The organism is Acutalibacter caecimuris, from assembly GCF_034335085.1.
Classification (GTDB): domain Bacteria; phylum Bacillota; class Clostridia; order Oscillospirales; family Acutalibacteraceae; genus Acutalibacter; species Acutalibacter caecimuris.
This window is the reverse complement of record NZ_JAWXXJ010000002.1, coordinates 81,375-101,541: the sequence shown is the minus strand read 5'-3', so window position 1 is coordinate 101,541 and position 20,167 is coordinate 81,375. Positions and strand designations below refer to the sequence as shown.

23 protein-coding genes, 2 tRNA genes and 1 pseudogene are annotated in these 20,167 nt (G+C 48.4%); 13 read left to right on the top strand and 13 right to left on the bottom strand.

Annotated features, from left to right (window positions below; translation table 11 throughout):
• Positions 1–373: 373 nt before the first annotated feature.
• The 4 genes from U8U01_RS17415 to mcrC are packed head-to-tail and all read left to right on the top strand — an operon-like array spanning position 374 to position 3,476.
• Positions 374–1,414, top strand: a complete 1,041-nt coding sequence (locus U8U01_RS17415; RefSeq protein WP_367575589.1) for a DUF8426 domain-containing protein — start codon at positions 374–376, stop codon at positions 1,412–1,414.
• Positions 1,389–2,213, top strand: a complete 825-nt coding sequence (locus U8U01_RS17410; protein ID WP_367575588.1) for an McrB family protein — start codon at positions 1,389–1,391, stop codon at positions 2,211–2,213. The genes U8U01_RS17415 and U8U01_RS17410 overlap by 26 nt, the downstream gene beginning before the upstream one ends.
• Before the next feature lie 4 nt (positions 2,214–2,217).
• A complete protein-coding gene (locus tag U8U01_RS17405) occupies positions 2,218–2,433 on the top strand; it encodes a hypothetical protein (protein WP_367575587.1) in 216 nt (71 codons plus the stop codon).
• Positions 2,430–3,476, top strand: a complete 1,047-nt coding sequence (gene mcrC, locus U8U01_RS01815) for a 5-methylcytosine-specific restriction endonuclease system specificity protein McrC (protein ID WP_367575586.1) — start codon at positions 2,430–2,432, stop codon at positions 3,474–3,476. The genes U8U01_RS17405 and mcrC overlap by 4 nt, the downstream gene beginning before the upstream one ends.
• A 54-nt stretch (positions 3,477–3,530) precedes the next feature.
• Here the strand turns inward: mcrC and U8U01_RS01810 are convergent, their stop codons facing one another.
• Positions 3,531–3,839: a helix-turn-helix domain-containing protein gene (locus U8U01_RS01810; protein WP_322169476.1), complete on the bottom strand. Its 309-nt coding sequence runs from the start codon at positions 3,837–3,839 to the stop codon at positions 3,531–3,533.
• Positions 3,840–3,956: 117 nt separating this feature from the next.
• On the opposite strand from U8U01_RS01810, the gene U8U01_RS01805 reads away from it, so the two are divergent.
• Positions 3,957–4,445 carry an SLOG family protein gene (locus U8U01_RS01805; RefSeq protein WP_322169473.1) on the top strand — a complete coding sequence of 163 codons (489 nt, stop codon included), beginning with the start codon at positions 3,957–3,959 and terminating at the stop codon, positions 4,443–4,445.
• 6 nt (positions 4,446–4,451) lie between these two features.
• On the opposite strand, the gene U8U01_RS01800 is transcribed toward U8U01_RS01805, so the two are convergent.
• Genes U8U01_RS01800 through U8U01_RS01790 form a run of 3 tightly spaced genes read right to left on the bottom strand, consistent with a single transcriptional unit; the run spans position 4,452 to position 6,602 of the window.
• Entirely contained in the window at positions 4,452–5,825 is a 1,374-nt protein-coding gene (locus U8U01_RS01800; RefSeq protein WP_322169470.1) for a recombinase family protein, read from the bottom strand.
• Positions 5,815–6,114 carry a hypothetical protein gene (locus U8U01_RS01795; RefSeq protein ID WP_322169467.1) on the bottom strand — a complete coding sequence of 100 codons (300 nt, stop codon included), beginning with the start codon at positions 6,112–6,114 and terminating at the stop codon, positions 5,815–5,817. The genes U8U01_RS01800 and U8U01_RS01795 overlap by 11 nt, the downstream gene beginning before the upstream one ends.
• A gap of 26 nt (positions 6,115–6,140) precedes the next feature.
• Complete coding sequence (locus U8U01_RS01790; protein WP_322169464.1) at positions 6,141–6,602, bottom strand: recombinase family protein; 462 nt, start codon at positions 6,600–6,602, stop codon at positions 6,141–6,143.
• Positions 6,603–6,630: 28 nt separating this feature from the next.
• Here U8U01_RS01790 and U8U01_RS01785 point away from each other — a divergent pair.
• Positions 6,631–7,020 (top strand): annotated as a pseudogene (locus U8U01_RS01785) (hypothetical protein); the annotation flags it as partial.
• Positions 7,021–7,140: 120 nt separating this feature from the next.
• Here the strand turns inward: U8U01_RS01785 and U8U01_RS01780 are convergent.
• The 7 genes from U8U01_RS01780 to U8U01_RS01750 form a co-directional block, all read right to left on the bottom strand.
• A complete protein-coding gene (locus tag U8U01_RS01780) occupies positions 7,141–8,568 on the bottom strand; it encodes a DNA cytosine methyltransferase (RefSeq protein ID WP_322169461.1) in 1,428 nt (475 codons plus the stop codon).
• A gap of 94 nt (positions 8,569–8,662) precedes the next feature.
• Entirely contained in the window at positions 8,663–9,373 is a 711-nt protein-coding gene (locus tag U8U01_RS01775) for a hypothetical protein (protein ID WP_322169458.1), read from the bottom strand.
• Complete coding sequence (locus tag U8U01_RS01770) at positions 9,363–10,301, bottom strand: restriction endonuclease (protein ID WP_322169455.1); 939 nt, start codon at positions 10,299–10,301, stop codon at positions 9,363–9,365. Before U8U01_RS01770 ends, U8U01_RS01775 begins: the two co-directional genes overlap by 11 nt.
• Positions 10,302–10,315: 14 nt before the next feature.
• Positions 10,316–10,519, bottom strand: coding sequence for a helix-turn-helix domain-containing protein (locus U8U01_RS01765; protein WP_322169453.1), 204 nt, complete (start codon positions 10,517–10,519; stop codon positions 10,316–10,318).
• A 43-nt stretch (positions 10,520–10,562) separates the two neighbouring features.
• Positions 10,563–12,467, bottom strand: a complete 1,905-nt coding sequence (locus U8U01_RS01760) for an AAA family ATPase (protein ID WP_322169854.1) — start codon at positions 12,465–12,467, stop codon at positions 10,563–10,565.
• A complete protein-coding gene (locus tag U8U01_RS01755) occupies positions 12,397–12,882 on the bottom strand; it encodes an ABC-three component system middle component 2 (protein ID WP_322169450.1) in 486 nt (161 codons plus the stop codon). The genes U8U01_RS01760 and U8U01_RS01755 overlap by 71 nt, the downstream gene beginning before the upstream one ends.
• Positions 12,855–13,787 (bottom strand): ABC-three component system protein, encoded by a 933-nt coding sequence (locus tag U8U01_RS01750; RefSeq protein ID WP_322169447.1) that lies wholly within the window; start codon positions 13,785–13,787, stop codon positions 12,855–12,857. Before U8U01_RS01750 ends, U8U01_RS01755 begins: the two co-directional genes overlap by 28 nt.
• Positions 13,788–14,257: 470 nt before the next feature.
• On the opposite strand from U8U01_RS01750, the gene U8U01_RS01745 reads away from it, so the two are divergent.
• Together U8U01_RS01745 and U8U01_RS01740 are read left to right on the top strand one after the other, a co-directional pair.
• Positions 14,258–14,584, top strand: coding sequence for a hypothetical protein (locus tag U8U01_RS01745; protein WP_322169444.1), 327 nt, complete (start codon positions 14,258–14,260; stop codon positions 14,582–14,584).
• Positions 14,585–14,602: 18 nt separating this feature from the next.
• The gene (locus U8U01_RS01740; protein ID WP_322169440.1) at positions 14,603–14,866 is read left to right on the top strand and encodes a sigma-70 RNA polymerase sigma factor region 4 domain-containing protein; all 264 of its coding nucleotides are present in this window, start codon (positions 14,603–14,605) and stop codon (positions 14,864–14,866) included.
• Positions 14,867–15,594: 728 nt separating this feature from the next.
• Here U8U01_RS01740 and U8U01_RS01735 read toward each other — a convergent pair.
• A tRNA-Gly gene (locus U8U01_RS01735) sits at positions 15,595–15,668 on the bottom strand.
• A 214-nt stretch (positions 15,669–15,882) separates the two neighbouring features.
• Here U8U01_RS01735 and U8U01_RS01730 point away from each other — a divergent pair.
• The 5 genes from U8U01_RS01730 to U8U01_RS01710 all read left to right on the top strand — a co-directional run bounded on the left by U8U01_RS01730 (position 15,883) and on the right by U8U01_RS01710 (position 18,884).
• Entirely contained in the window at positions 15,883–16,332 is a 450-nt protein-coding gene (locus tag U8U01_RS01730) for a helix-turn-helix transcriptional regulator (protein ID WP_322169437.1), read from the top strand.
• A 439-nt stretch (positions 16,333–16,771) separates the two neighbouring features.
• Positions 16,772–16,848, top strand: a tRNA-Arg gene (locus U8U01_RS01725).
• Positions 16,849–16,913: 65 nt separating this feature from the next.
• Positions 16,914–17,543 (top strand): AAA family ATPase, encoded by a 630-nt coding sequence (locus tag U8U01_RS01720; protein ID WP_305117340.1) that lies wholly within the window; start codon positions 16,914–16,916, stop codon positions 17,541–17,543.
• Positions 17,544–17,547: 4 nt separating this feature from the next.
• The gene (locus U8U01_RS01715) at positions 17,548–17,976 is read left to right on the top strand and encodes a hypothetical protein (protein ID WP_322169433.1); all 429 of its coding nucleotides are present in this window, start codon (positions 17,548–17,550) and stop codon (positions 17,974–17,976) included.
• A 2-nt stretch (positions 17,977–17,978) separates the two neighbouring features.
• A complete protein-coding gene (locus U8U01_RS01710) occupies positions 17,979–18,884 on the top strand; it encodes a phosphotransferase family protein (protein WP_322169429.1) in 906 nt (301 codons plus the stop codon).
• Here U8U01_RS01710 and U8U01_RS01705 read toward each other — a convergent pair.
• On the bottom strand, positions 18,881–20,059 hold the full coding sequence (locus U8U01_RS01705) for a tyrosine-type recombinase/integrase (protein WP_322169426.1): 1,179 nt from the start codon (positions 20,057–20,059) through the stop codon (positions 18,881–18,883). The two genes, U8U01_RS01710 and U8U01_RS01705, sit on opposite strands and share 4 nt — an antisense overlap.
• Between the last annotated feature and the right edge of the window lie 108 nt (positions 20,060–20,167).

Genomic DNA, 20,167 nt, shown 5'->3' with positions numbered 1-20,167 from the left:
TCCGCTGAATATGGGACTTTTCCTATGGTTTTAAGGTAGAATTGTATCTTATAGAAAACTGCAAATGCGAGATGTGTTATTGCTCAGTCGGCTAAGAATGCGGTAATCCACTCGCCTCAAAAGCCAGATGTGACTTTCTTTCCCGCCGCAAAAATTGTATCAAACCCTGGGTATGTGGAATTTAAAATAGCGCAAAATTTCCGGAGGTGTAACTATACTTCTTTGCCTGGAAAATTTGCGTAACCCACTACCAGATAGGCGTCCACTGTGATAAAATAAAATCCGTCATAAGGAACAATCACCGTTTTCGGAGGTATATGTAATGGATATTCAAAGCACGATTACCAGAGTCAAAGGAGAATATAAGGACTATTTGCGTCAGACACACCCTGACTGGGCGGACAGTACAGTAAGCGCCCACGTCTCCGATGCTTTTTATCTGTACCAGAACACCATTGCCCTGTCCTTCTGGAAATGCTTTGCAGACGATGGCTCTATGGCGGCAGCCCAACAGGACCTACTCGATTACTTCACCAATGAGGTTATATCTGATCGGGCCAGGGAGCGGGCCAAAGGATACTATAAAGATTTGACCATGCTCAAAGAATTCATTGATTCCAAGGGTGGAGTGCGGCAGTACATCGGCTATGAGTATGACTGTGAGATCACGATTTATCAATATGCCAAACGGGTATATGATGGCGAGATGGATGTCAAGGATGCGGTAAAGAAACTGTGTGCAGAAGTTCCGTGTTTTGGAGAGGGAAGTCATAAATTTACTGTTGGGACATTGTTCGCCGCCATGATGAACGGAAAAGTCTATACATGGAAAGCCAACACGGAACTGACCTCCTATTTTATCGCACACATTGGTGAGGACTATGGGCGGGATAAGCTGGTCAACGCATTGCAGGCAACACTTGAAAATATAAAATATTACTATGGGCAGACCGGCAATAAGTCCACAAGCATCCGCCGTAGCTGCCGCAGGATTGCGGATCAGTACGGCATATCCATCTCTTTTAGGGATGATATTTTTGACGGCATTATTCCCAAGGACTCCAGTGATGCCGTGCTGGCTGTAGACACCGCTGCCATCCGATATTGGCTTTACGCCGCCGGAGACGGCTCTGCCAACTGGGAAAGCGACTGTGCCGAGGGCATCATGGCGATTGGCTGGCCGGGGATGGGCGACCTGTCGGCCTACGGCTCTAAAGAGGAGATGCGCGCCAAAATGCGTGAGCTGTACGGCGGCACCGGCTCCTACCGAAACCAGGTGCTGGCTACCTGGCAATTTGCCAATGAAATCAAACCCGGCGATGTGGTCTTTGTCAAAAGGGGTCTGAAAAAGGTCGTAGGACGTGGTATTGTTGAGGGTGAATATGCTTATGACGAACATTTGCCACACCCATAAAGTCCGTTGGACGGACAAAGGCGAGTGGGAACATCCTGATCAATATGTAATGAAAACTCTCACCGATATGACCCCCTATACAGACTTTTTGAAGAAAATGCAGGCTTTGTTTGACGAGGGCAAACCAGAAGAGTCCCTTGATTCCGGGGAAGAAACAACCGCTTACGATCCCTACACTGCCGAGGATTTCCTGCAGGATGTCTACATGGACGCGGAGCGTTATCAAACCCTCAAAGCCCTTGTGCTGACCAAAAAGAATGTAATCCTCCAGGGCGCTCCCGGTGTGGGAAAGACCTTCGCCGCCAAGCGGCTGGCCTACTCCATCATGGGGGAAAAGGACGCCTCCCGCGTTCAGATGGTGCAGTTCCACCAGAGCTACAGCTATGAGGATTTTATCATGGGGTTCCGGCCCACTGAGACGGGCTTTGCACTGAAAAAAGGTGTGTTCTATGAGTTTTGCCGAAAAGCGGAGAAGGACGATGAGCGTCCCTATTTCTTTATCATTGATGAGATCAACCGGGGCAATCTGAGCAAAATTTTCGGGGAACTGTTCATGCTGATTGAGAGCGACAAACGAGGTGTCGAGCTGCAGCTTCTCTATGCGGGCGAACAGTTCTCCATCCCTGGAAACGTCCATATTATCGGCATGATGAACACAGCGGACCGCAGTCTCGCTATGTTGGACTACGCCCTGCGCCGCCGTTTCGTGTTCTTTGAAATGCCCCCGGCCTTTACCTCCTCCGGCTTTCAGGCGTACAAGGCGAGAATCAACAACATCAAGTTTGACCGGCTGATTTGAGACGGTGGAACGGCTGAATAAAGAGATTACTGAGGATGACTCTTTGGGCGAGGGCTTCCGCATCGGCCATAGCTATTTTTGCACGAACCTCAACATCAGCGATGAGTGGCTGCGCTCGGTTGTGGAATTTGAGTTGATCCCTCTGCTCAAAGAATACTGGTTTGATGAACCGGCAAAAATCAAGGACTGGAGCCACGCGCTGTGGGAGGCCGTCAAATGATCCGCCGGGTTCAGAACATCTACTATATGCTGGCCTACGCATTCCAAGCCCTTCACGAAAACGGCTACAGAGACGTGGCGGCGGAGGAATTCGAGAACGGGCTGGAGCTGCTGTCGGCCATTCTCTGCCGGGGCGTTTCAATTCAGATCAAGCGCGGTCTGGGCCGTCAATACCGCACGAGGGAAGAGGCGCTTTCTTCCCCAAGAGGAAAAATTGAAGTTAACGACTCTGTCAAGACGCTGGTTATCCGAAAGAAACAGCTTGTGTGCGCCTACGATGAATTTTCCGTTGATGCCTACCCCAGCCGGATCATTAAGACAACAATTTCAGTGCTACTTCGCTCAAATCTGTCCAAGGCCAGAAAAAAGGAATTGCGCAAACTGCTGATTTTCTTCGACGGGGTTTCCCTTCTGGATATCCACACCATTCACTGGAATATCCCATATGACCGGAACAATCAGACCTACCGCATGATTCTTGCCGTCTGTCAGTTGATCCTAAGAGGGATGCTCCAGACAGAATCTGGTGGGGCCGTCAAGATGATGGAGTATCTGGATGACCAGAGCATGGCAAAGTTGTACGAGAAGTTCATTCTTGGCTACTATCAGAAAGAACACCCGGAACTCAAAGCATACGCTCCACAGATCGATTGGGCTGTCACTGACGGCAACCGCGCACAACTCCCCGCCATGCAGACGGACATTGTGCTATCAAGTAGGAATACCAGGAAAACGCTGATCATCGACGCGAAATATTACTCCCACAATATGCAGATGAAAATGCCTTATGGGATCAGGACAGTCCACTCCGGCAACTTGTATCAAATCTTTGCCTACGTCAAAAACTGGCCCACCGCCCCTGACGAGAGCGTAGCTGGAATGTTGCTGTATGCCGGAACAGACGATGAGATCCAGCCGGACAATGACTATCAAATCAGCGGGAACACGATTAGTGTGAAAACGATAAACCTGGACTGTGATTTTACACGCATTGCCGAACAATTGGATGCGATTGCCGCAACGGTTAAACCGCCAAGAGAATAAAAGAAAAAGCAAGTGCCGAAGGTGATAACCCGCTATCATCCCCGGCACTGATTTTTATTTAGTATTCATCGCCTGGATCATCTGCAGCGCCGCCTGTTTCTGCTCCGGGGTAAGTGATACCCAGTTGTCAAACAGCTCCTTCAGCTCCGGGGTCAGTTCCACCATTTCGCTCTCGGCGAAGAACTGGGCCAGGGAGATGCCAAAGGCGGAGCAGACGGACTCCAAAGTCCCAATGGAAGGAACCGTGTTCCGCTTAAAGATATTCGCCAGCGTGGACTCGGAAAGGCCGCTCTCTTTCGCCAAGCGGTAAGCCGTCCAGCCCCGCTCCGCCATCAGTTGCCGCAGCCTGGAATGTGTGTCCATGATGCCACCTCCCTCTTATCAATATTCTACCGTTCACTTAAACAGTTTTATACAGTTGACTTGTACGGACTATGCCGTTATATTAAACTGTATTAACCAGTGGAGGAGGACGGTAAAATGTCAGAACAGGAGCTGCGGCAGCATCGGTGCTGTTTCACCGGGCATAGGCCAGAACGGCTGAAAATGCCAGAGTCGGATGTCATTTCCTGCCTAAAAGAAGAAATCCGTACAGCTATTGCTGACGGATTTCAAACGTTTATATCCGGGATGGCGAGAGGAGTTGATCTCTGGGCGGCGGAGTTCGTGCTGGCCATCCGGGACGAGGGGGCGGCGGTACGGCTCATCTGCGCCAGCCCCTACCGGGGCTTTGAGAGCCGCTGGAGCCGGGAGTGGCAGGCGCGGTACCGCCGGGTAATGGAGCAGTCCGACCTGGTGCGGTTCATCTGTCCCGGATACAGCCAAGATTGTTTCCAGCGGCGAAATGAGTGGATGGTAGACCACTCGGCGCGGGTGATCGCCGTCTACAATGGCCAGCCCAGTGGGACGCGGAACACGATAGAGTATGCAAGTCTGTGCGGGGTGCCGGTGATCCCGCTCCCACGCTGAGTGCCGTCAGACCGTCAGCCGTACCCCAGACAGAAAGATTATTGCCAGTTTCCCGTCCGGCATGAGTTCCATGTGATCCAGCACCTTCAGAGAAAAATAGTAGTTGAATGCTGCCAACTTGCCCACTTCATCAAGAAGCCGAAGCATTTCCTTTGCCCGGTAGCGGGTAAGCGTATCCTCTGCGCTTTCCGCTCTCCGGCGCAGAGTCGCGCCGTATTGCAGTTTTTTGCTGACCACCAGGTTCCACGCCCGGACGAAGGCTTTCTCCGGGGTATCCAGCGGGAGCTTTGTCTGTGCGCAGGGCGGAAGGCCCGTGCCTTTGGCTTTCTCCCTGCGCCAGCGCCCGCAGCGCCACATGGTTTCAAGGGTGCCACTCTTGCGCTTGGCATAATACTGCACCACGCCGCTCCCGCAGGAGCCACAGACGATGCGGTTCTTAAAGGGCAGCTCCACCGAGGACATGGGTTTCCAGGTCTGACGGCGCTGTATCTCTAACTGCGCTAACTTCCAGACCTCCTTAGAGACGATGGCCGGAACGCAGTCCTCCAGATAATATTGGGGCAACTGGCCCTTGTTGGGAACTTTTTTGTGGGAAATCGGATCAATATGGAATGTCTTTTGAAACAGGCAGTCCCCCATATATTTCTCATTGGTCAAAACGTTCATCACGGTGCGGTTGAACCACACATCGTTTCCACGCCGGGTGGGGATGCCGTCCGCGTTCAGCCCTTGGGAGATCTGCTCATAGTTCAAGCCGTCCAGAAACTCGGAGTAGATACGCCGGATGACCGCCGCTTCCTCTGGGACGATAGCCAGCGCATCGCCGTCTTTGCGGTAGCCGTAGAGGTTGGCGAGGGCAAGGCTCTCCACGCGGCCCTTCTCGTATCTGCGCCGCTTGCCCCACTTGATGTTCTCGGACATATTCTCGGCTTCGGACTCCGCCAGCGCCGCCATGAGGGTCAGCATCAGTTCGCCCTCCGCTGAACAGGAGTGCAGATGTTCCTTTTCAAAGTAGACATCAATGCCCAGGCCCCGCAGTTCGCGGGTATAGAGGAGCGTGTCCACGGTGTTGCGGCCGAACCGGGACACGCTCTTGGTAATGATTTGATCCACCAGCCCCGCACGGCAGTCCTCCATGAGCCGCAGGAACTCCGCCCGGTTTTTCACTTGGGTGCCGGAAATACCCCTGTCGGCGTAGATGCCCACAAACTGGCAGGACGCATCCCCGGAGAGGAGTTGTGTGTAGTGACTGATCTGGGCGGCAAGGCTGTGGAGCTGCTCATCCTGGCTACTGGACACCCGGCAGTAGGCCGCGACCCGCAGGACACCCTTTTCCGGCAGCTTCTGATAGATGGGTGTGACTGTTTTCTCATTCGCCATCGGAACTTTCCCCCGTTCCCCTGCGCTTTTTGTACTGGCGCACACCAGGCTCGATAGGCCGGGAGACCTCTGTCCCGTCCCGGAACACGAAGGTCACGGTGCAGTCCGGGTTTACCTTCATATAATTGAGGGTGGCCTGCCAGACCAGCGGGTCGAACTTGGTCAGCGGCATTTTTCGCTTTTCCAACTCGGCGAGGAACGCGCCTACCTGCACCCGCTTGGCGGCGCAGAGGGCGATCTGTGCGCTGGCCTCCTGTTTCTCCTGCTGGAGCGCGTCATAGTGGGCCACATATTCTTCATACTGGCGATTGATCTTCAGGATGGAACCGCTCTCTCCGCCTGGGCGAAGGATGCCAGAAGGGTGAGCGCCATCTCGCCATCGGCGCTGAATGTGTAGATATTCTGTTCTTCAAACCAGACTTCCACACCCAAGGCTTTCAACTCCCGCACGGTTTCCAGCAGGGTGACAGTGTTCCGAGCGAAGCGGGAAATGCTCTTGGTGACCACCATGTCGATGGCCCCGGCGCGGCAGTCCGCCAGCAGCCGCTGGAACTGCTCCCGGTCCTCTTTCGTACCCGTCTTGGCCTCGTCCGCATAGACCCCGGCGAAGTCCCAGTCTGGATCGTTGCGAATGAAATCGCGGTAATAGTCAATTTGCGCCGCCAGGGAATGGAGCATGGCGTCCTTGCCGCAGGACACCCTGACATATGCCGCTACCCGCCGTTTTCGGACGCTTTCTTTTGGCGCTGGGGTGATGTCGAAAATGTGCTTGTTCATGGGACACCTCCTTCGGTAGGTAGCATATTACCGCAGCGGTATGCTTTTCATCGTCCTGCCCTCCGGGCGGCAGCTCTGCTATGTAAAGCCGAAGATGGGGATCAATCAGTTCGGCGGCGATTCCGTCACCTATGAGGGTGTAGGCAGCACTAAGAAATGGGAGTGTATCGAATCCTACGGTCCCAAGTTCGTGGAAAACATCGTCCAGGCAGTTTCGAGGGACATACTCATGTATGCCATGAGAACGATCTCGCACTGCTTCATCTGCGGTCACGTCCATGACGAACTCATCATCGAGTGCAGTATGGATATATCCCTGGATGCCGTCTGTGAGCAGATGGGAAGGACGCCGCCGTGGATCAGCGGACGCAATCTCCGGGCGGACGGCTACGAAACCATGTTCTATAAGAAAGACTGAAAAAGGGCGGTGCCTATCGTGATGATAAGCATCGCCTTTGTTTTATGCTTTCAAAAAGTCAAACAGTGTTAACTGGACTGTTTCTCCCTTTACTGAAATTGAATCATCTGTTTCTTTCCTCTAAGGCATCATATTTGATGTTGCAACTGGTTGAGTTGTCTCTTCTGGACCAGATAATTTCATTGAATTCGACGATTCTTCAGTCATATCAAGGGCCAGAGGATCACTAAATCTTCCGCGTTTTTGAATACGGGACCGTTTCTCAATTTCCTCAGCAGACATCTGCGAAGATATTAACAACAATACTTCCTCCAAACGAATATTGATTTTGAGATTTCGCTCTTGTTTTCTTCGGATAATACCGAAGCATCCAACAGGCGATATGTAAATATCTTTGGGGGCATCTGCAGAAACAATAGCACTCATGTCCTTAAATTTGCAGATTTCAGGTGTCGCAGTGCAATTGAGTGCATATTCAGCGCCAATTTCAGCAATATCCTTTCCAAAATCTACGAAAAAACCTTGCCCTGGCAGCTCTGTAGTTCGCGCAAGCAAAAACTCTCTTTTTTTATCCAATTTTATTGAATCGCCGGAATATTCAACGAGCCTTTTCCCTATCCATTTTACAACAGGAACTGCCCATGAATTTCCAATAGCTTGATATCGGTTGGTTTTCTTTGCTGCCGATAAATCTGTGTAATTATCAGGAAATCCCATAAGTCTTTCGCATTCAAGCGGCGAAAGGCGGCGTATTCGGTCATCTTGAACAATAAATAGTGAGCCGTTATGGGCGGCGGCATTACCATTCCATTTTGTTCCGTATGCAGAATAAAGACAATCGGTATACTCTCTGAAAACCTCAAACCTATGCCCGTCTTTTTCAAAGGTCAATGGTGTAGATGGGTAATCTTCTAATGCCTCTGTATGATATTCAAATAGCACATTTTCAGGGAAGAAATTTTTCCCGCCTGCCATAAGGTATAGGCGCCTTCTTTGCTGTGGCAAGCCGAAGTATTTTGCGTCTAATACTCTCCATGCCACATTTCTTTTTACTCCGTGTATGACACCAGCGTTTGGCCAACGTTTTAATTCAATGACATCATCAAATCCAGCTAAAGAACAAACTAAGCACCCAAAAGCATTAGTTTTGTCTGTAAGGACACCCTCTACATTTTCCCAGAAAACAATGGAAGAATCTTTTCCTTCTTCTTGTCGTTTCTTGTCGTTTGAATCTACGATGTCAACAAAGCAAAGAGTTAAATTTCCTCGATCATCATTTAAACCATTTTTCCATCCAGCAAGTGAAAATGCTTGGCACGGTGTTCCTCCGCAAATCAAGTCAGGGGCAATAATCTCTCCTGATTCAATTTTATCGGGAATATTGTTCATGTCTCCTAAGTTTTGTATATTGGGATATTTCTCTTTTAAAACACGGCATGGAAAGTCAGCTATCTCGGAGAACCATTCAAACTTCATTCCAAGCGGTTCCCATGCAACAGATGCGGCCTCTATACCAGAGCAGATACTTCCCACTGACTTAAAAATCATAGGCAAAAGCTCCTTCTATCTAAAGGGTTCAATGTCTTTTCATATTACCTAATAAGTACCCATTTATCAAGTTATATTATCAACAATCTTTCCCTTAATTCTCATCGGTCAACTGGTTAAGTGCGGTACGCCAAGCCTCAAAATCGTACCAGCCACAACCATAGCATCCACGTTCCGCTTCAGGCCCCTTGGTAGGACAGCCCGCAGGCCAATTTTCATCACCAGCATAGTAGAATTTAATCCCCAATGGATATCCACGTTTACCAGTGGCAATGCACCGTTCGCAAGCCCTCGATTTGAGGAGGTTATGGTTTCCAGATGCATCCTTCTTCAAAAGCTGAAATTTATGTTCGATCTCCTGAGCGGTCATATGTGTGGGATTCTTTTCCTCGGAGGTTCCCCAACGCTCCATCGGAAATCTATGGTCAATCACTAATTCATGGGACTGACGGCGACGCTGCTCAATCGAATCTGTATAATCATAATGCTCAAAAATCTGAGTTTGCAGCTTTCTGGGCAATCCAGATGCAGAACTTGATTCTGTAAATTTACCTGTCCATCTATCCCAGGTTGAGGTTTTACTGCATATATCGCAATACTTGCGTTTTGTCTCAGTAATGATTCCCGGTCGTGACTTTGTTCCTCTCTGCAAACCTTGGATGCCCCCACCACCCGCAATTTGAGTTGAGCCGATTTGTCTCCCAGCGCAATCACGGCAATGCCATTGCCTATCCCTTAAAACAAGGAAATACTCTTTTTGAAGAGAACCATCTGTCAGAAGGTTCTCAAATTCATTAGTTCTCATCTATATCTCCTCCCAACTTTTCTAAAAGCCGCCTTTTCCACTCGGCAATATCGTACCAGGGACAACCGATGCAACCTTTCTCTGCATCTTTTCCCTTTGGGGGAATAGAAACGTCCCAGTTTTCGTCGCCTTCGTAGTAGAATGGAATACCGTAGATGCAGCCACGCTTTCCTGTTTGAAAACAGGTTCTGCAAACTTCACGTTTCTGTTGATTCCTCTGGTTTGTGAGTAGCTGAAACTTAGCTCTTATTTCTTCGTCAGACATAGTGTCAGGATCCTCGACCTTAGTGTTTTCATCCCATCTAATTTCAGAAAATTTGTGATCAGGAAGACAGTGTGCAGAAAATGTTCCTTCATACACATCAATGCTACCCAAAACTTGAATGATTCTTTTTCTTAAAGCAGGTGACCAAGTCTCATATCCGTTACCTTCAACGTTTCCTCTTTCAATGGGTAAAAGAATCAAATGCGTTTTGTTTTCTCCACAGGTTGGACAGAAGCGTTTTGTATCTGTGGCAAGGGTATAGCCGAATTCTTTTAGGTCTTGTATTCTTCGTGCCCAGTTAGGATTTTTGGGTAGTGTACATTCAACGCACTGCCATCCACCTTTAACAAGGCTGTCAAAAAAAGCTTTTGTTGTTCCTGCGTTAGGTTTTTCTTCTCTCCAGAATTTTTCCTGTTTCTTCAACCACGACTGAAAATTTATGGGGTTCATCTGCTCATATACCTTATTGAGATATGCGGTGAGCTTATCGACCTCTCCTTGCTTGATAAAGATGCCTGTTCTCCTATATTCAACAGGGACCCAGCCATCCCAAGTCGTATCCGGGTAGTCAAACCTGACATGAACATATTCCTCGGATGCTTTAGAGTGCTTTTTGCGTTCCTTATCCACAATGGTAATATTTCTATTTAATATGTAATCCATAGCTGCCTCCATATTTATTCTTTAACTGTCTCCATAATGTCCATCAGGGTGCAGTCCATCGCCTCGCAAATCTTGAGAAGAATGTCTGTGGTGATATTCGCACCTTTACTTAGTTTTGCAATAGAAGCCGAACTCACACCACTTTTTTCTGCGAGGTCATGTTTGTTCATTTCCTTGTCAATCAACATTTTCCACAACTTGTTATAACTTATACGCATTTTTTGCCTCCTAAGTTTTGAGCATAAAAGCAATGAATGAGGATTATTGATCCTCCGGATTATAAACTTCGTTCAAGAATCCGTACCGACCTTCTTCTTTATTCCTGGAAAACTGAATAGCATGGACACCTTTTTCCTCATCCTCGTTAGAAACGAAAGGCATACGCTTTGTCTGCTCCACGATGATGACCTGCCGCTCGTGTGCATGAGCGATAAGGTATTCGATGAAGTTCTGCTTTATGGTATCGCTCTGCTCCTTATGCTCCGCCTCGGACAACTGTGTCAATGAAGAGTCCACGCCATAGAAACCAGGGGCCTTCCTATTGAGTTCGATAAGATATGCGCTCATCGCCAGCGTGGTGATCGTGTTCAGTATTCCGCAGAATCCGCCACCCATTGAAACTGACTTCTTGAACCCACCAATCTCAATATCGAAGTTCTCCATGTTGAGTCTGGCTGTAGCTGCACCGCCGATTTTTGAAACACTTAGAATTTCTTTTAGCTTTTCTTCAAGGCCGTGAATGATATCATATTCATAGTCCTCAAAGATATTATACTTCGAGGCTTCCGGCGTTTCTTCAGTTTCCTTGCTGAACAGATCGCTTCTGTACTGGTCTTCGTTCTGGCGGACAACCTCTAATTCGCTTGATAGGCGTACCAGCTTAAGCTGCTGTTCAAGTTTCTCCTTGAAAGAGGATAATCGCGGCTGCAACTGATCGGTAATCAGGCTGTCGATTGTATCCTTCTTTTCTTCCAATGTGCGGATCGTTGCGATTATGGTTTCCTGTTGACGCTCAACGCTGTGCTGCGCATCACTAAGTTCGGAAAGATGCCTTTTGATTTTTTCAAGTTCCGCTGCCGATGCATCAATGAAAGAATTGTCTTGAACTCGCTCTGTTTCTTCGCCGCAAATGGGGCATTTTATTTTTTTGCGCACGGGCGAGATACTCGCTGCACCGTCAACAATGAATCCAATTCGCCTTATATCGGATTGGTACTGTTGGCGCAGGACGGAGAAGTTGTGCCCAACAGTTCTGGATTCAGAAAGTTTGCCGTTCCACTCATAGATTTGCGACATTATCTGCTGGCTTTCTTTGGTGGCAGCATCCAATTGGGCTTGCAGTTCTGCAATTTCCTTCCGAACCTGTTCAACGCTTGAGCGAGTGTCCGTGATATTAAAGGAAACAAGTGTTTCTTCCAGCTTTTCACGTCTGGTTGTAAATTCTTCGACTTTTTCCTGGATGTAGCCGATGAGGGCCTTTTTCTTTGCCGCACTGATTTTTGGGTCTTCATCTGCAGCGAGATCATTTGCGTCCTGCCCGGTTAAAAGATACAGCAGGACAGCGGCAGATGCCGTATGCCCAACACTGCCGGGAGCCAACAACGCAGAACTTTCTCTTGCAACATCACCTTGCTTGATAAAAAACAAGTGGAGCATACTTCTCCAAGTTAAATCCTGTGTTTTAGAACCCTTTTCTGCGGAACGCACGGAATGCGGCTCGTCAATTCCGAGCAAATGGAGATACACGGAGTTAATGTTCTTTTTTGCGGTATGCCCTATGCTATACGATCCGTGATCGACAGTGGGATCAGTACCGCTGACGGTAATTTTTGTGTCGCCAATTTTGCGTTCAAAAACGACAGTTCCTTTGTTCGTCACCAAATGGAGAGTAATCCGCTCATAACCATAGTTGCTGTCCACAATTTTTGAAGGACAGTTTTTCTTCGGAGAAAAACCAAACATATAATCCAGGCAGTCCATCATGAGGCTTTTCCCTGTATTGGACGGACCCAAGATAAAATTCAACCCTGGTTCAAAGTCGATGATGGTTGCCCTATGCCCTCCGCCAGACGCAATGAGTTTATCAATATAAAATCTATTCGTGTCCGACCTTCTCCAACGACTGGATGGTAACTCTGCTGATTGCCAGTAGCATGGCCTCGGCATCTGCATTGGCAAATCTGCTAATTACAGATTGAACTGCAATTATGTATTCCTCGGCATAACTGCTGGTCAATTTTCCGCAGACAGTTTTACCTGTTTCTGTAATGGAATATCTGTACCCCGTTGAAGTGGGATACAGATGGGCGTATCCATCCAACACAAGGTCTTTTAGGGCAGAAACCACCATTTGTTTTCTTGCGGGATATTCGCTAAATCTGTAATTGCTGTACCCATGAAGATTTTCGTCCAGAAGGCCGAAATCAGCCGCATAGACGGAAATGAAATCTATCGCTCTGATCTGCTGCTCATCTAATGCCGAGGTTGACAGTTCGTTCAACATCAGCAGAATACGAAGAGATATTTCAAAGGTAGAGCCAAGGGCTGATTCATTCATAGATTCCTTCTTCTCCTTGCCCATACTAATTTGCCGTCATTTACGAGATGGTGGCACACACCCTTTTTGATTGTCGCACTTATCCAGTATGGTGATGCGCTGAGTATGTAATTCGTAACTGGAACGATGACAGCCTGTTCCATTACGGCAAGCATATGGTCATAGCCGCTTGGGTGTATTCGTTTTGCAGTGTCTTTCACCCCATCAAGTGTTTCTTTCTTCAGCACCTCGAACTGGTCCGTCAGGCTGCTACTGCGCAACTCCAAAACACCCCGGCGTATGGTTTCGGCGGCATAAAAATCAACGCGGCGGTCATCCAAATCTTCTGCGTAATCAGGAAATGATGGAAGGTCATCAACCGTAAAAGAAGTCATTTTTTTTGCATCACCATATGCCAGAAGCAATTCATCAATATATATTTGTTCGTCTGAAGTCGCTACCTTAGGAACCGGCACATTAGCCGGACGGGGTAGCGATTTTATTTTTTCCTGGATGTCATCGATCAGTTTCAAATCAATTGCTGATTCTTGCGCTGTTTTGGAAACGGTTGTGCTGTTAATGAGGTCCAGGATTATGCTCTCCAATAATTCCGCACAAGCAGTTGAGGGATCGTCGCTTGCAATGCCGTGTGCATCCAACCAGGCGACAACATTATCGTAGGAGTCGGACTCAGCCATCCGACCCCATATCCAAGTTGAAAACTTGTCTTTGTCACGATGATCATAAAGATACTGCGCGTCCTTCTGCTGAAATGTGCGGTCCCCTTTGATGTATCGATATTTTGTGTCTGGCTTTCTCTTCAGTAATTTACAGGAGTCCATTGCGGCATCTTGTATAAAATTTCCGATAAGCTCTGTGAAATAATCACGCTCTGATTTTCCGAATGAAATGTACGCCGAAAGATCTGAAACAAATTCAGAAAATGTCATGCCCTATTTTCCTCCTGCTTGAAAATTCACCCTCTGTCCGAGAGCGTCCGAGAGCGTCATCCAGTCCGCTTTTCAAAAAGGCCGTTTTGCTAAAATATTAAGCAGTAAACCTGATTGGTAGGAATCCTCGGCAGAATCCCGTCACCAACATCTCGGCGTGGGTATAGTGTATGAAATCATTGTATCACACTTCGAATTGGATTTCTACACCTTTGCAAATTTTGATACTGCGAACGCAAAGGCAAATTTGCAAAAGCACAGAATCGGTTTACTCTGCCATGAAGTTCGTCCGCTGATCACGGGCGATTCCAGAGCGGAGTGGCAGACAACTTAACACACAGCCGACCACTGGAATGGTTGGCCATTGCTGAAATGAGGGTTTCGTTTCGGTTGGTCAACTGCGTTTTTTTCACGGTTGCTCTCACGGGGTCCTCATTTCGACCAGACAGGGTCGAAAGAGGACCCGAATTATGAGAGTAAACCAGATTAACACAGAGTCAAGCAAGTTCCAGATCCCTATGGCCGTAACGGATGAGGTTATCCGCGATTTTGGAATCAAGCCGGAGGACGTTACTTGGCGGCGCATCGGAAACCGCAAGTGCCGCGTCGTAATGGTCGATGCAACGGAGGCGGAGTACAAGGCGCACATGGAGCCGGTCTGGGCGGAGATCAAGCGTGAGGACAGGGACGGCCAGTGCATGGTCAAGGGCAAGAACGGCAAACTGATCCACTGCCCGGAGTCTAACCGCTGCGAAGAATGTGGGCGGTTCTCAGAGGTGTGCCGCGAGAAGAACTAGCCCGCATCGCTTTCATTCTTGGTGGATGAAGGAGCGGAGCCAGCCGCTGAAAGGGCGTTTGAGGATGATATCCTCTACGAGACAATCTTGGAAGACCTCATCGCCATACTGAGCGAGATCAAGCCGAAGTACGGAAGGATTTTCCGTCTGCTCTATGACGGTGCCACGCAGCAGGAAATGGCGGACGAGTTGGGTCTCAAGCAACGGACGGTATCAGACGATATCAAGAAAATCCGCAGTCTTGTACAACCGTTGGCGAAGGATATCTTCAACAGGCAATAATCTATTAGCGGATAAAAAAGTAAAGCTCTGCCCAGCAAGTGGGCAGAGCTTTACTTTTTTATAAATTCCAGAGAACTTTGCGTTCAATATCAAGAATGTTCTTTCAATAAAACATTAAGGAACCTCTGACTTAATCAGGTTTTTCTGATTTTATTCCCGATTTTTGGGAAAACCAGAATTAATCAGGGATTCCTTAACTTCAGTAACGATAACATTCTAACCCTTCTTATCGATAGTCTTATTATGTAATGATAGCTTTTCAATCGTTACATAGCTTGGTAGAAAATCGGAGTGTTTCTCGCCTGGACAGATATCCTACCTACGCTGCCGAAATCCCGGAAACAAAGGAGCCACCCCAAAATGACAATTTTTTTTGCGGCATTTAAGGGCATATAATTGTAGCAATCTTGGCCTGGTTTTGTCGGACACCTTCATCTCTGATTGTGAGTACCATCGTGTCTTCATAAAAATAGAAGAAAATTATTTACCAGTTTAATTCTACTTTTCAACGATTCCCCCAACCTTTTAATTTTCCCTCCCTTGGGACAGTGGGAGGGTGCAAATTGCAAATCTCCCCTGATGGTGTCTTGACCCCACAAAACGAAAAAAGCGGGACGCCGGAGGATATCCGCACCCCCTGCGTCCCGCTTTTCCCTTAATTACAAGGCTTTTTCATAGGCAAAATTAAAAAGTCCTCAGCCGATTGTATCATCGACTGAGGACTTTCGTGGAGCGGGTGAAGGGAATCGAACCCTCGTATTCAGCTTGGGAAGCTGATGTTCTACCATTGAACTACACCCGCATTGCTTACTTAGTATAGCGTATCCGGGGGGAAATGTCAAGGGGGTTTTGGACTTTTTTCTTTTGGGGCGGAAACAGGCCGGGAATGTGAGGAAGATTCACGATAACTTCTTTTTCTCAAAAAGTACTGGATTTTTTGTCGAATACGGGTTATAATAACAACTGTGCTTAAGCAAAGCAGGGCTATGCGGGCTGATAAGGAGAAGATGCATAGCATGAAAAAGGCAGATGTTTCCCCGAAGGATCGTTCGGCTTTACTGGCCGATACCCTGCGCAGATACCGGCTGGCGGCGGGCTTTTCGCAACAGAGCGTGGCGGCCGCTATTGGGATCAGCCGTTCGGCCTATACCTATTATGAAACCGGCAAGACCTCGCCGGACCCCACTACGCTCAACCGGATTGCCAAGATTTTTGACGTGCCGCTGGAGGTGTTCTTCCAGGAGGAAGGGCATACCGACGGAGCCCGTTTCCGGGATCCGGGCGCCAAGCCGCGCCGGGCGCCGAAAAAGATCAAGGTGGATCCCCAGAAAGTGGGGGGGCTGACCGGGGAAGAGAAAACTTTGGTGGCGTACCTGCGCAGCCGGGGGATCTCCGGGGCCGACGCGCTGGAGGTACTGAAGAAGTTTTATGATTACATGGTAGACCCGGACACGTATTTTTCTTGAATATAGGGGGCGGCCGGGTGGCTGGAAAGTTTACTTTCCCCTATGTTTCGACATTTTCCGCCTTGTGCCGGTGCTATAATAGCAGGCAGATGGTGAAAGGCAGGTGTTTTTCGGCGGTTTGGGCCGCCGGGGACGGTAGGTGGTTTTTGCCGGCGCCGTTGGGTTTACGAGGGTTGGTTTTTGCTTGCTGTTGGGCCATTGTTTTTACAAAGTTGACTACCGCGGGTTTTGCGGTTGCCATATATATGCGCTTGTAGCTCAGTTGAATAGAGTATTAGACTCCGACGTTTCAGGCCGGTTCGGTTGAGATAGGCCAGAAAAGCCAGTGTTTTGTAGGGTTGGCAGAGTTTTGAGAGAGAAAAATTTTTGCCGTTGACTACTGTTTGACCACTATTTTTACAAAGTTGACTACCGCGGGTTTTGCGGTTGCCATAAATATGCGCTTGTAGCTCAGTTGGATAGAGTATCAGACTCCGACTCTGAGGGCCGCTGGTTCGAATCCAGTCAAGCGCGCCAAAAAGCGGTAAAGTTCGATACGAACTTTACCGCTTTACAATATATCCGATATGAGGTGCTTGCTCATGAAAAGCATTATTATCGTCGGCCCCTCAAGGGCCGGGAAAACCACTTTGGCAAAAAGGCTCCACGAAGACTTGGGCTACTTTGTCATCAGCCTGGATAAACTTGTCGCTATATTTCATGCGGCATACCCACAGTTGGACATTCGTCTGAACTGGAACAGGGATAAAACAACAGAAAACATAGCTCCGTTTATCGGCCACTTCCTGGGCCTGTTTTCGTCTGATACAGGATTTGCGGGAGAGTTAAATCTCCGTGCACACAATGTAAAAGACAACGCTTTTGTGCTGGAAGGCGGGTACTTTGATTTTGAGAAAATCACCTCTATTTTGCAGGAATATGGGGCGAATGAGATAAAAGACCGCTTCATTTTGATCGGATTAGTGCAGGGCCAAAAGACAGTTGATGAGTATGTAAGCGACTTCAAAAAGTACGACACAGAAGACGATTGGACATACAATTTTAGTGAGGACGAATTGAGAGATTATGTTACACGAGACGCTATTCCATTTAACCGAGTTATGACGAATCACCTGACAAAGTATGGCTTTACAGTTTACGATACATCGTCAGAACGGGAGTGCGTTTTCGATAAAATTATTGAGGATATCATGATTGCTAATGGGAGTTGATTTCATGAAAATTGATAAGTTTTCCTACCATCTGGGTGCGGCAGATTGTTTCTGCGAGATGGTTTGCGCAGGTGTGAAACGCATCGCACTGTCGCACCCTTGTGATACCAAGGATGAGAGGGACGGATTTCTGCCGGAGTTTGATACGCTGTGCGGAAAGTACGGCGTTCGCTACTATGTGGAGGATGAGGCGTTTTTGACGGACCTCTTTCCCCTGTCGCTGAATCAAGGCAAGGTTAATGTGATTTTTTATCAGGACGAAACGGTGTTGCAGGAATATCTCGGCCTGAAAGCAGAGAAGGAAAAGGCAATCGCGGCGGGTAATTATGACGATTGCCGCGAGGATATAGCCCGGCGGTACGGCAAATTGCTTTCCTACACAGACGAAGGTATCAAGCGTTTGTTGGACGCAAATAGCGAGACTGAGGAATAAGTATGCTGTTCAATTACACGATCAAGAATTGGGATGATTGGGGTAAAGTGTTTCAGTCAATCGAGGAATTCACGCCTCTGGCGCAAGAGATTTTCTGCCGTGAAAAGCTGGAATTTGCCAATCTTGAAAATCTTACTCCCGGGACAAACGCCGTGTTCCGCGCGGGTAATTATGTGGTAAAAATATTCGCAGCGAAGGAATCCGGGTTCGATTCCCATGCGGACTATCTCAATGAGTCAGCGGTGTGCGGGGTCCTGACCGAACGGGGAATCCCCACACCTCGGATGGTTGCTTGTGGTTCGGTGGAAGATAGGTACCTTTTTTACTACATTATCACGGAGTATTATCCGGGGATAGAAGCTGGAACTTGGCTGGAAAAGGCTTCTCCTGACCAGCAGGAAATATTTATCAAGCAGTTACGTGAATTGCTCCAAAAGCTCAATCGTCCGGCACATGGACTGATTCCGCCGGTGGATTTGTTGAGTAGATCATTGGGAAATCCAAGAGTAGAGCGCCTGCCAGAAAGTCTGCGTACTGAGATGGCAGAGCGCGCGGCAAGCCTTGATTTGACGGATACGGTGCTAGTGCATGGAGATTTGACCGGGGAGAATATTCTGGTCGATGAATATGGCAGCCCGGTGATTATCGACTGCGCTGATGCTTGTCTGGCGCCTTGGTGGTACGAACTGGCCCCGCTGGTATTTGAGCTTTTCCACTGCCGAAAGGATTTGCTGCGGATGTTTGTGGACACCGGCCCGAAAACATTTGTGGAGAGGGTATTGGACGCTGTGTGCATACACGACTTCGGTGCAAATATGCTCTGGGACTTGGCTGAAAGAGAAAAAGTCCCATGCTTTTCGCATTTTACGGATGTCAGGGACTTTTTGTTGAATCGGGTGTGTGGCTAGATATCCAGGCTTTCCTGTAAAACCGCGCTAGCAGCTTTCTTCTTATCATCGAAGGCGTGGGTGTAGATATCCAGCGTAGTGGACACCTGTGAGTGACCGAGTAGCCCTGATACGGTTGCTACATCAGCGCCGCCAGCTATCATAAGGCTCGCCGCCGTGTGACGTAAGGAATGCACGTTCAAATTTTCTGGTAACCCATGCTTTTTCAATATCAGCTTAAACCGCCAAGTAAAGCTGCTGGGTGTCATTGGCAGTTCCATTCCATGCCTGCGGAAGATATAATCATCGGCAGATAATTCACGTTCATCAACTGTTTCCGTTTCCTGCTGACAGAATTTGCGGTACTCTTTGAGCAGGCTTGCCATCTCAGCGGAGAAGTAAACATAGCGCTCGCCCGAGGCAGTTTTTGGCTCTTTCACGATGATGTCCTCTCCAGTAATCTTTACCACATTCCGGCATATGTGTATCGACTTTTCTCTGAAGTTCACATCGCACCACTTCAGCCCGCAGCACTCACCTCGGCGCATTCCGGTGGCGATAATCAGCTTGAAATAAGTTTCATATTTGATACTTTCTTCCTCCAGCGCGGCGATGAGTTTCTGTGTAGTTTCCTCATCGGCAACATTCTGCTTTTTCTTCTTTTTGCCTGTATACTTGTATGTTTTCCACGCCGGATTATGCGACAAAAAGCCGCCCTCCATCGCGTCGGAGAGGATGCCACATAAGCAAGCGTGGACACCCTCAACGGTGCATTCAGAGAGCGGCTTTCCTGTCACGGAGTTCTTCTGTTTACGCAGTTCGGCGTAAAGATTCCTGAAATGTTCGGGCTTTAGGTCGGTGAGTTTGTAACCGCCTAGGTACGGCATGAAACGGTCAATATCCTGCTTGTCCCGGGCTAGGGTGGATTTTGCTAACTTGGTTGGAGCGATCTCCCGAAGCCATATCGCAGTATAGTCCGCAAGGGTGATGGATTTATCAACCTTGAGCGGCTCATTTTTGCACTGGCGCTCAAAGAGAGCGGCTTCTTCCTCAAGCCATTTCTCCTTGGCCCTTGGTGTCAAATCTTCGGGTGGATGGACAGTTTTCTGCTGGGGTTTACGGCGCTTGCCATCAAAATCATAGCCCATGGATACCACGATCAGGTAGCTGTTGCCTCGTTTGCGGATGCTTGCCATTGAAATAACCTCTTTCCTGTTGCGATTTGCCCTGTTGAGGCAACCTCACAATACCACACTACCCGCCGGAAGTCCATGGGCGTTTTCACTTTCTACTACGCCAACAAA

Coding starts and splice junctions, on each gene's coding strand:
- U8U01_RS17410 (WP_367575588.1), top strand. CDS start 1,389: ATGACGAACATTTGCCACACCCATAAAGTCCGTTGGACGGACAAAGGC.
- mcrC (WP_367575586.1), top strand. CDS start 2,430: ATGATCCGCCGGGTTCAGAACATCTACTATATGCTGGCCTACGCATTC.
- U8U01_RS01810 (WP_322169476.1), bottom strand. CDS start 3,839: ATGGACACACATTCCAGGCTGCGGCAACTGATGGCGGAGCGGGGCTGG.
- U8U01_RS01805 (WP_322169473.1), top strand. CDS start 3,957: ATGTCAGAACAGGAGCTGCGGCAGCATCGGTGCTGTTTCACCGGGCAT.
- U8U01_RS01800 (WP_322169470.1), bottom strand. CDS start 5,825: ATGGCGAATGAGAAAACAGTCACACCCATCTATCAGAAGCTGCCGGAA.
- U8U01_RS01790 (WP_322169464.1), bottom strand. CDS start 6,602: ATGAACAAGCACATTTTCGACATCACCCCAGCGCCAAAAGAAAGCGTC.
- U8U01_RS01780 (WP_322169461.1), bottom strand. CDS start 8,568: ATGATTTTTAAGTCAGTGGGAAGTATCTGCTCTGGTATAGAGGCCGCA.
- U8U01_RS01775 (WP_322169458.1), bottom strand. CDS start 9,373: ATGAGAACTAATGAATTTGAGAACCTTCTGACAGATGGTTCTCTTCAA.
- U8U01_RS01770 (WP_322169455.1), bottom strand. CDS start 10,301: ATGGATTACATATTAAATAGAAATATTACCATTGTGGATAAGGAACGC.
- U8U01_RS01765 (WP_322169453.1), bottom strand. CDS start 10,519: ATGCGTATAAGTTATAACAAGTTGTGGAAAATGTTGATTGACAAGGAA.
- U8U01_RS01760 (WP_322169854.1), bottom strand. CDS start 12,467: ATGCCGAGGCCATGCTACTGGCAATCAGCAGAGTTACCATCCAGTCGT.
- U8U01_RS01755 (WP_322169450.1), bottom strand. CDS start 12,882: ATGGGCAAGGAGAAGAAGGAATCTATGAATGAATCAGCCCTTGGCTCT.
- U8U01_RS01750 (WP_322169447.1), bottom strand. CDS start 13,787: ATGACATTTTCTGAATTTGTTTCAGATCTTTCGGCGTACATTTCATTC.
- U8U01_RS01745 (WP_322169444.1), top strand. CDS start 14,258: ATGAGAGTAAACCAGATTAACACAGAGTCAAGCAAGTTCCAGATCCCT.
- U8U01_RS01730 (WP_322169437.1), top strand. CDS start 15,883: ATGAAAAAGGCAGATGTTTCCCCGAAGGATCGTTCGGCTTTACTGGCC.
- U8U01_RS01720 (WP_305117340.1), top strand. CDS start 16,914: ATGAAAAGCATTATTATCGTCGGCCCCTCAAGGGCCGGGAAAACCACT.
- U8U01_RS01715 (WP_322169433.1), top strand. CDS start 17,548: ATGAAAATTGATAAGTTTTCCTACCATCTGGGTGCGGCAGATTGTTTC.
- U8U01_RS01710 (WP_322169429.1), top strand. CDS start 17,979: ATGCTGTTCAATTACACGATCAAGAATTGGGATGATTGGGGTAAAGTG.
- U8U01_RS01705 (WP_322169426.1), bottom strand. CDS start 20,059: ATGGCAAGCATCCGCAAACGAGGCAACAGCTACCTGATCGTGGTATCC.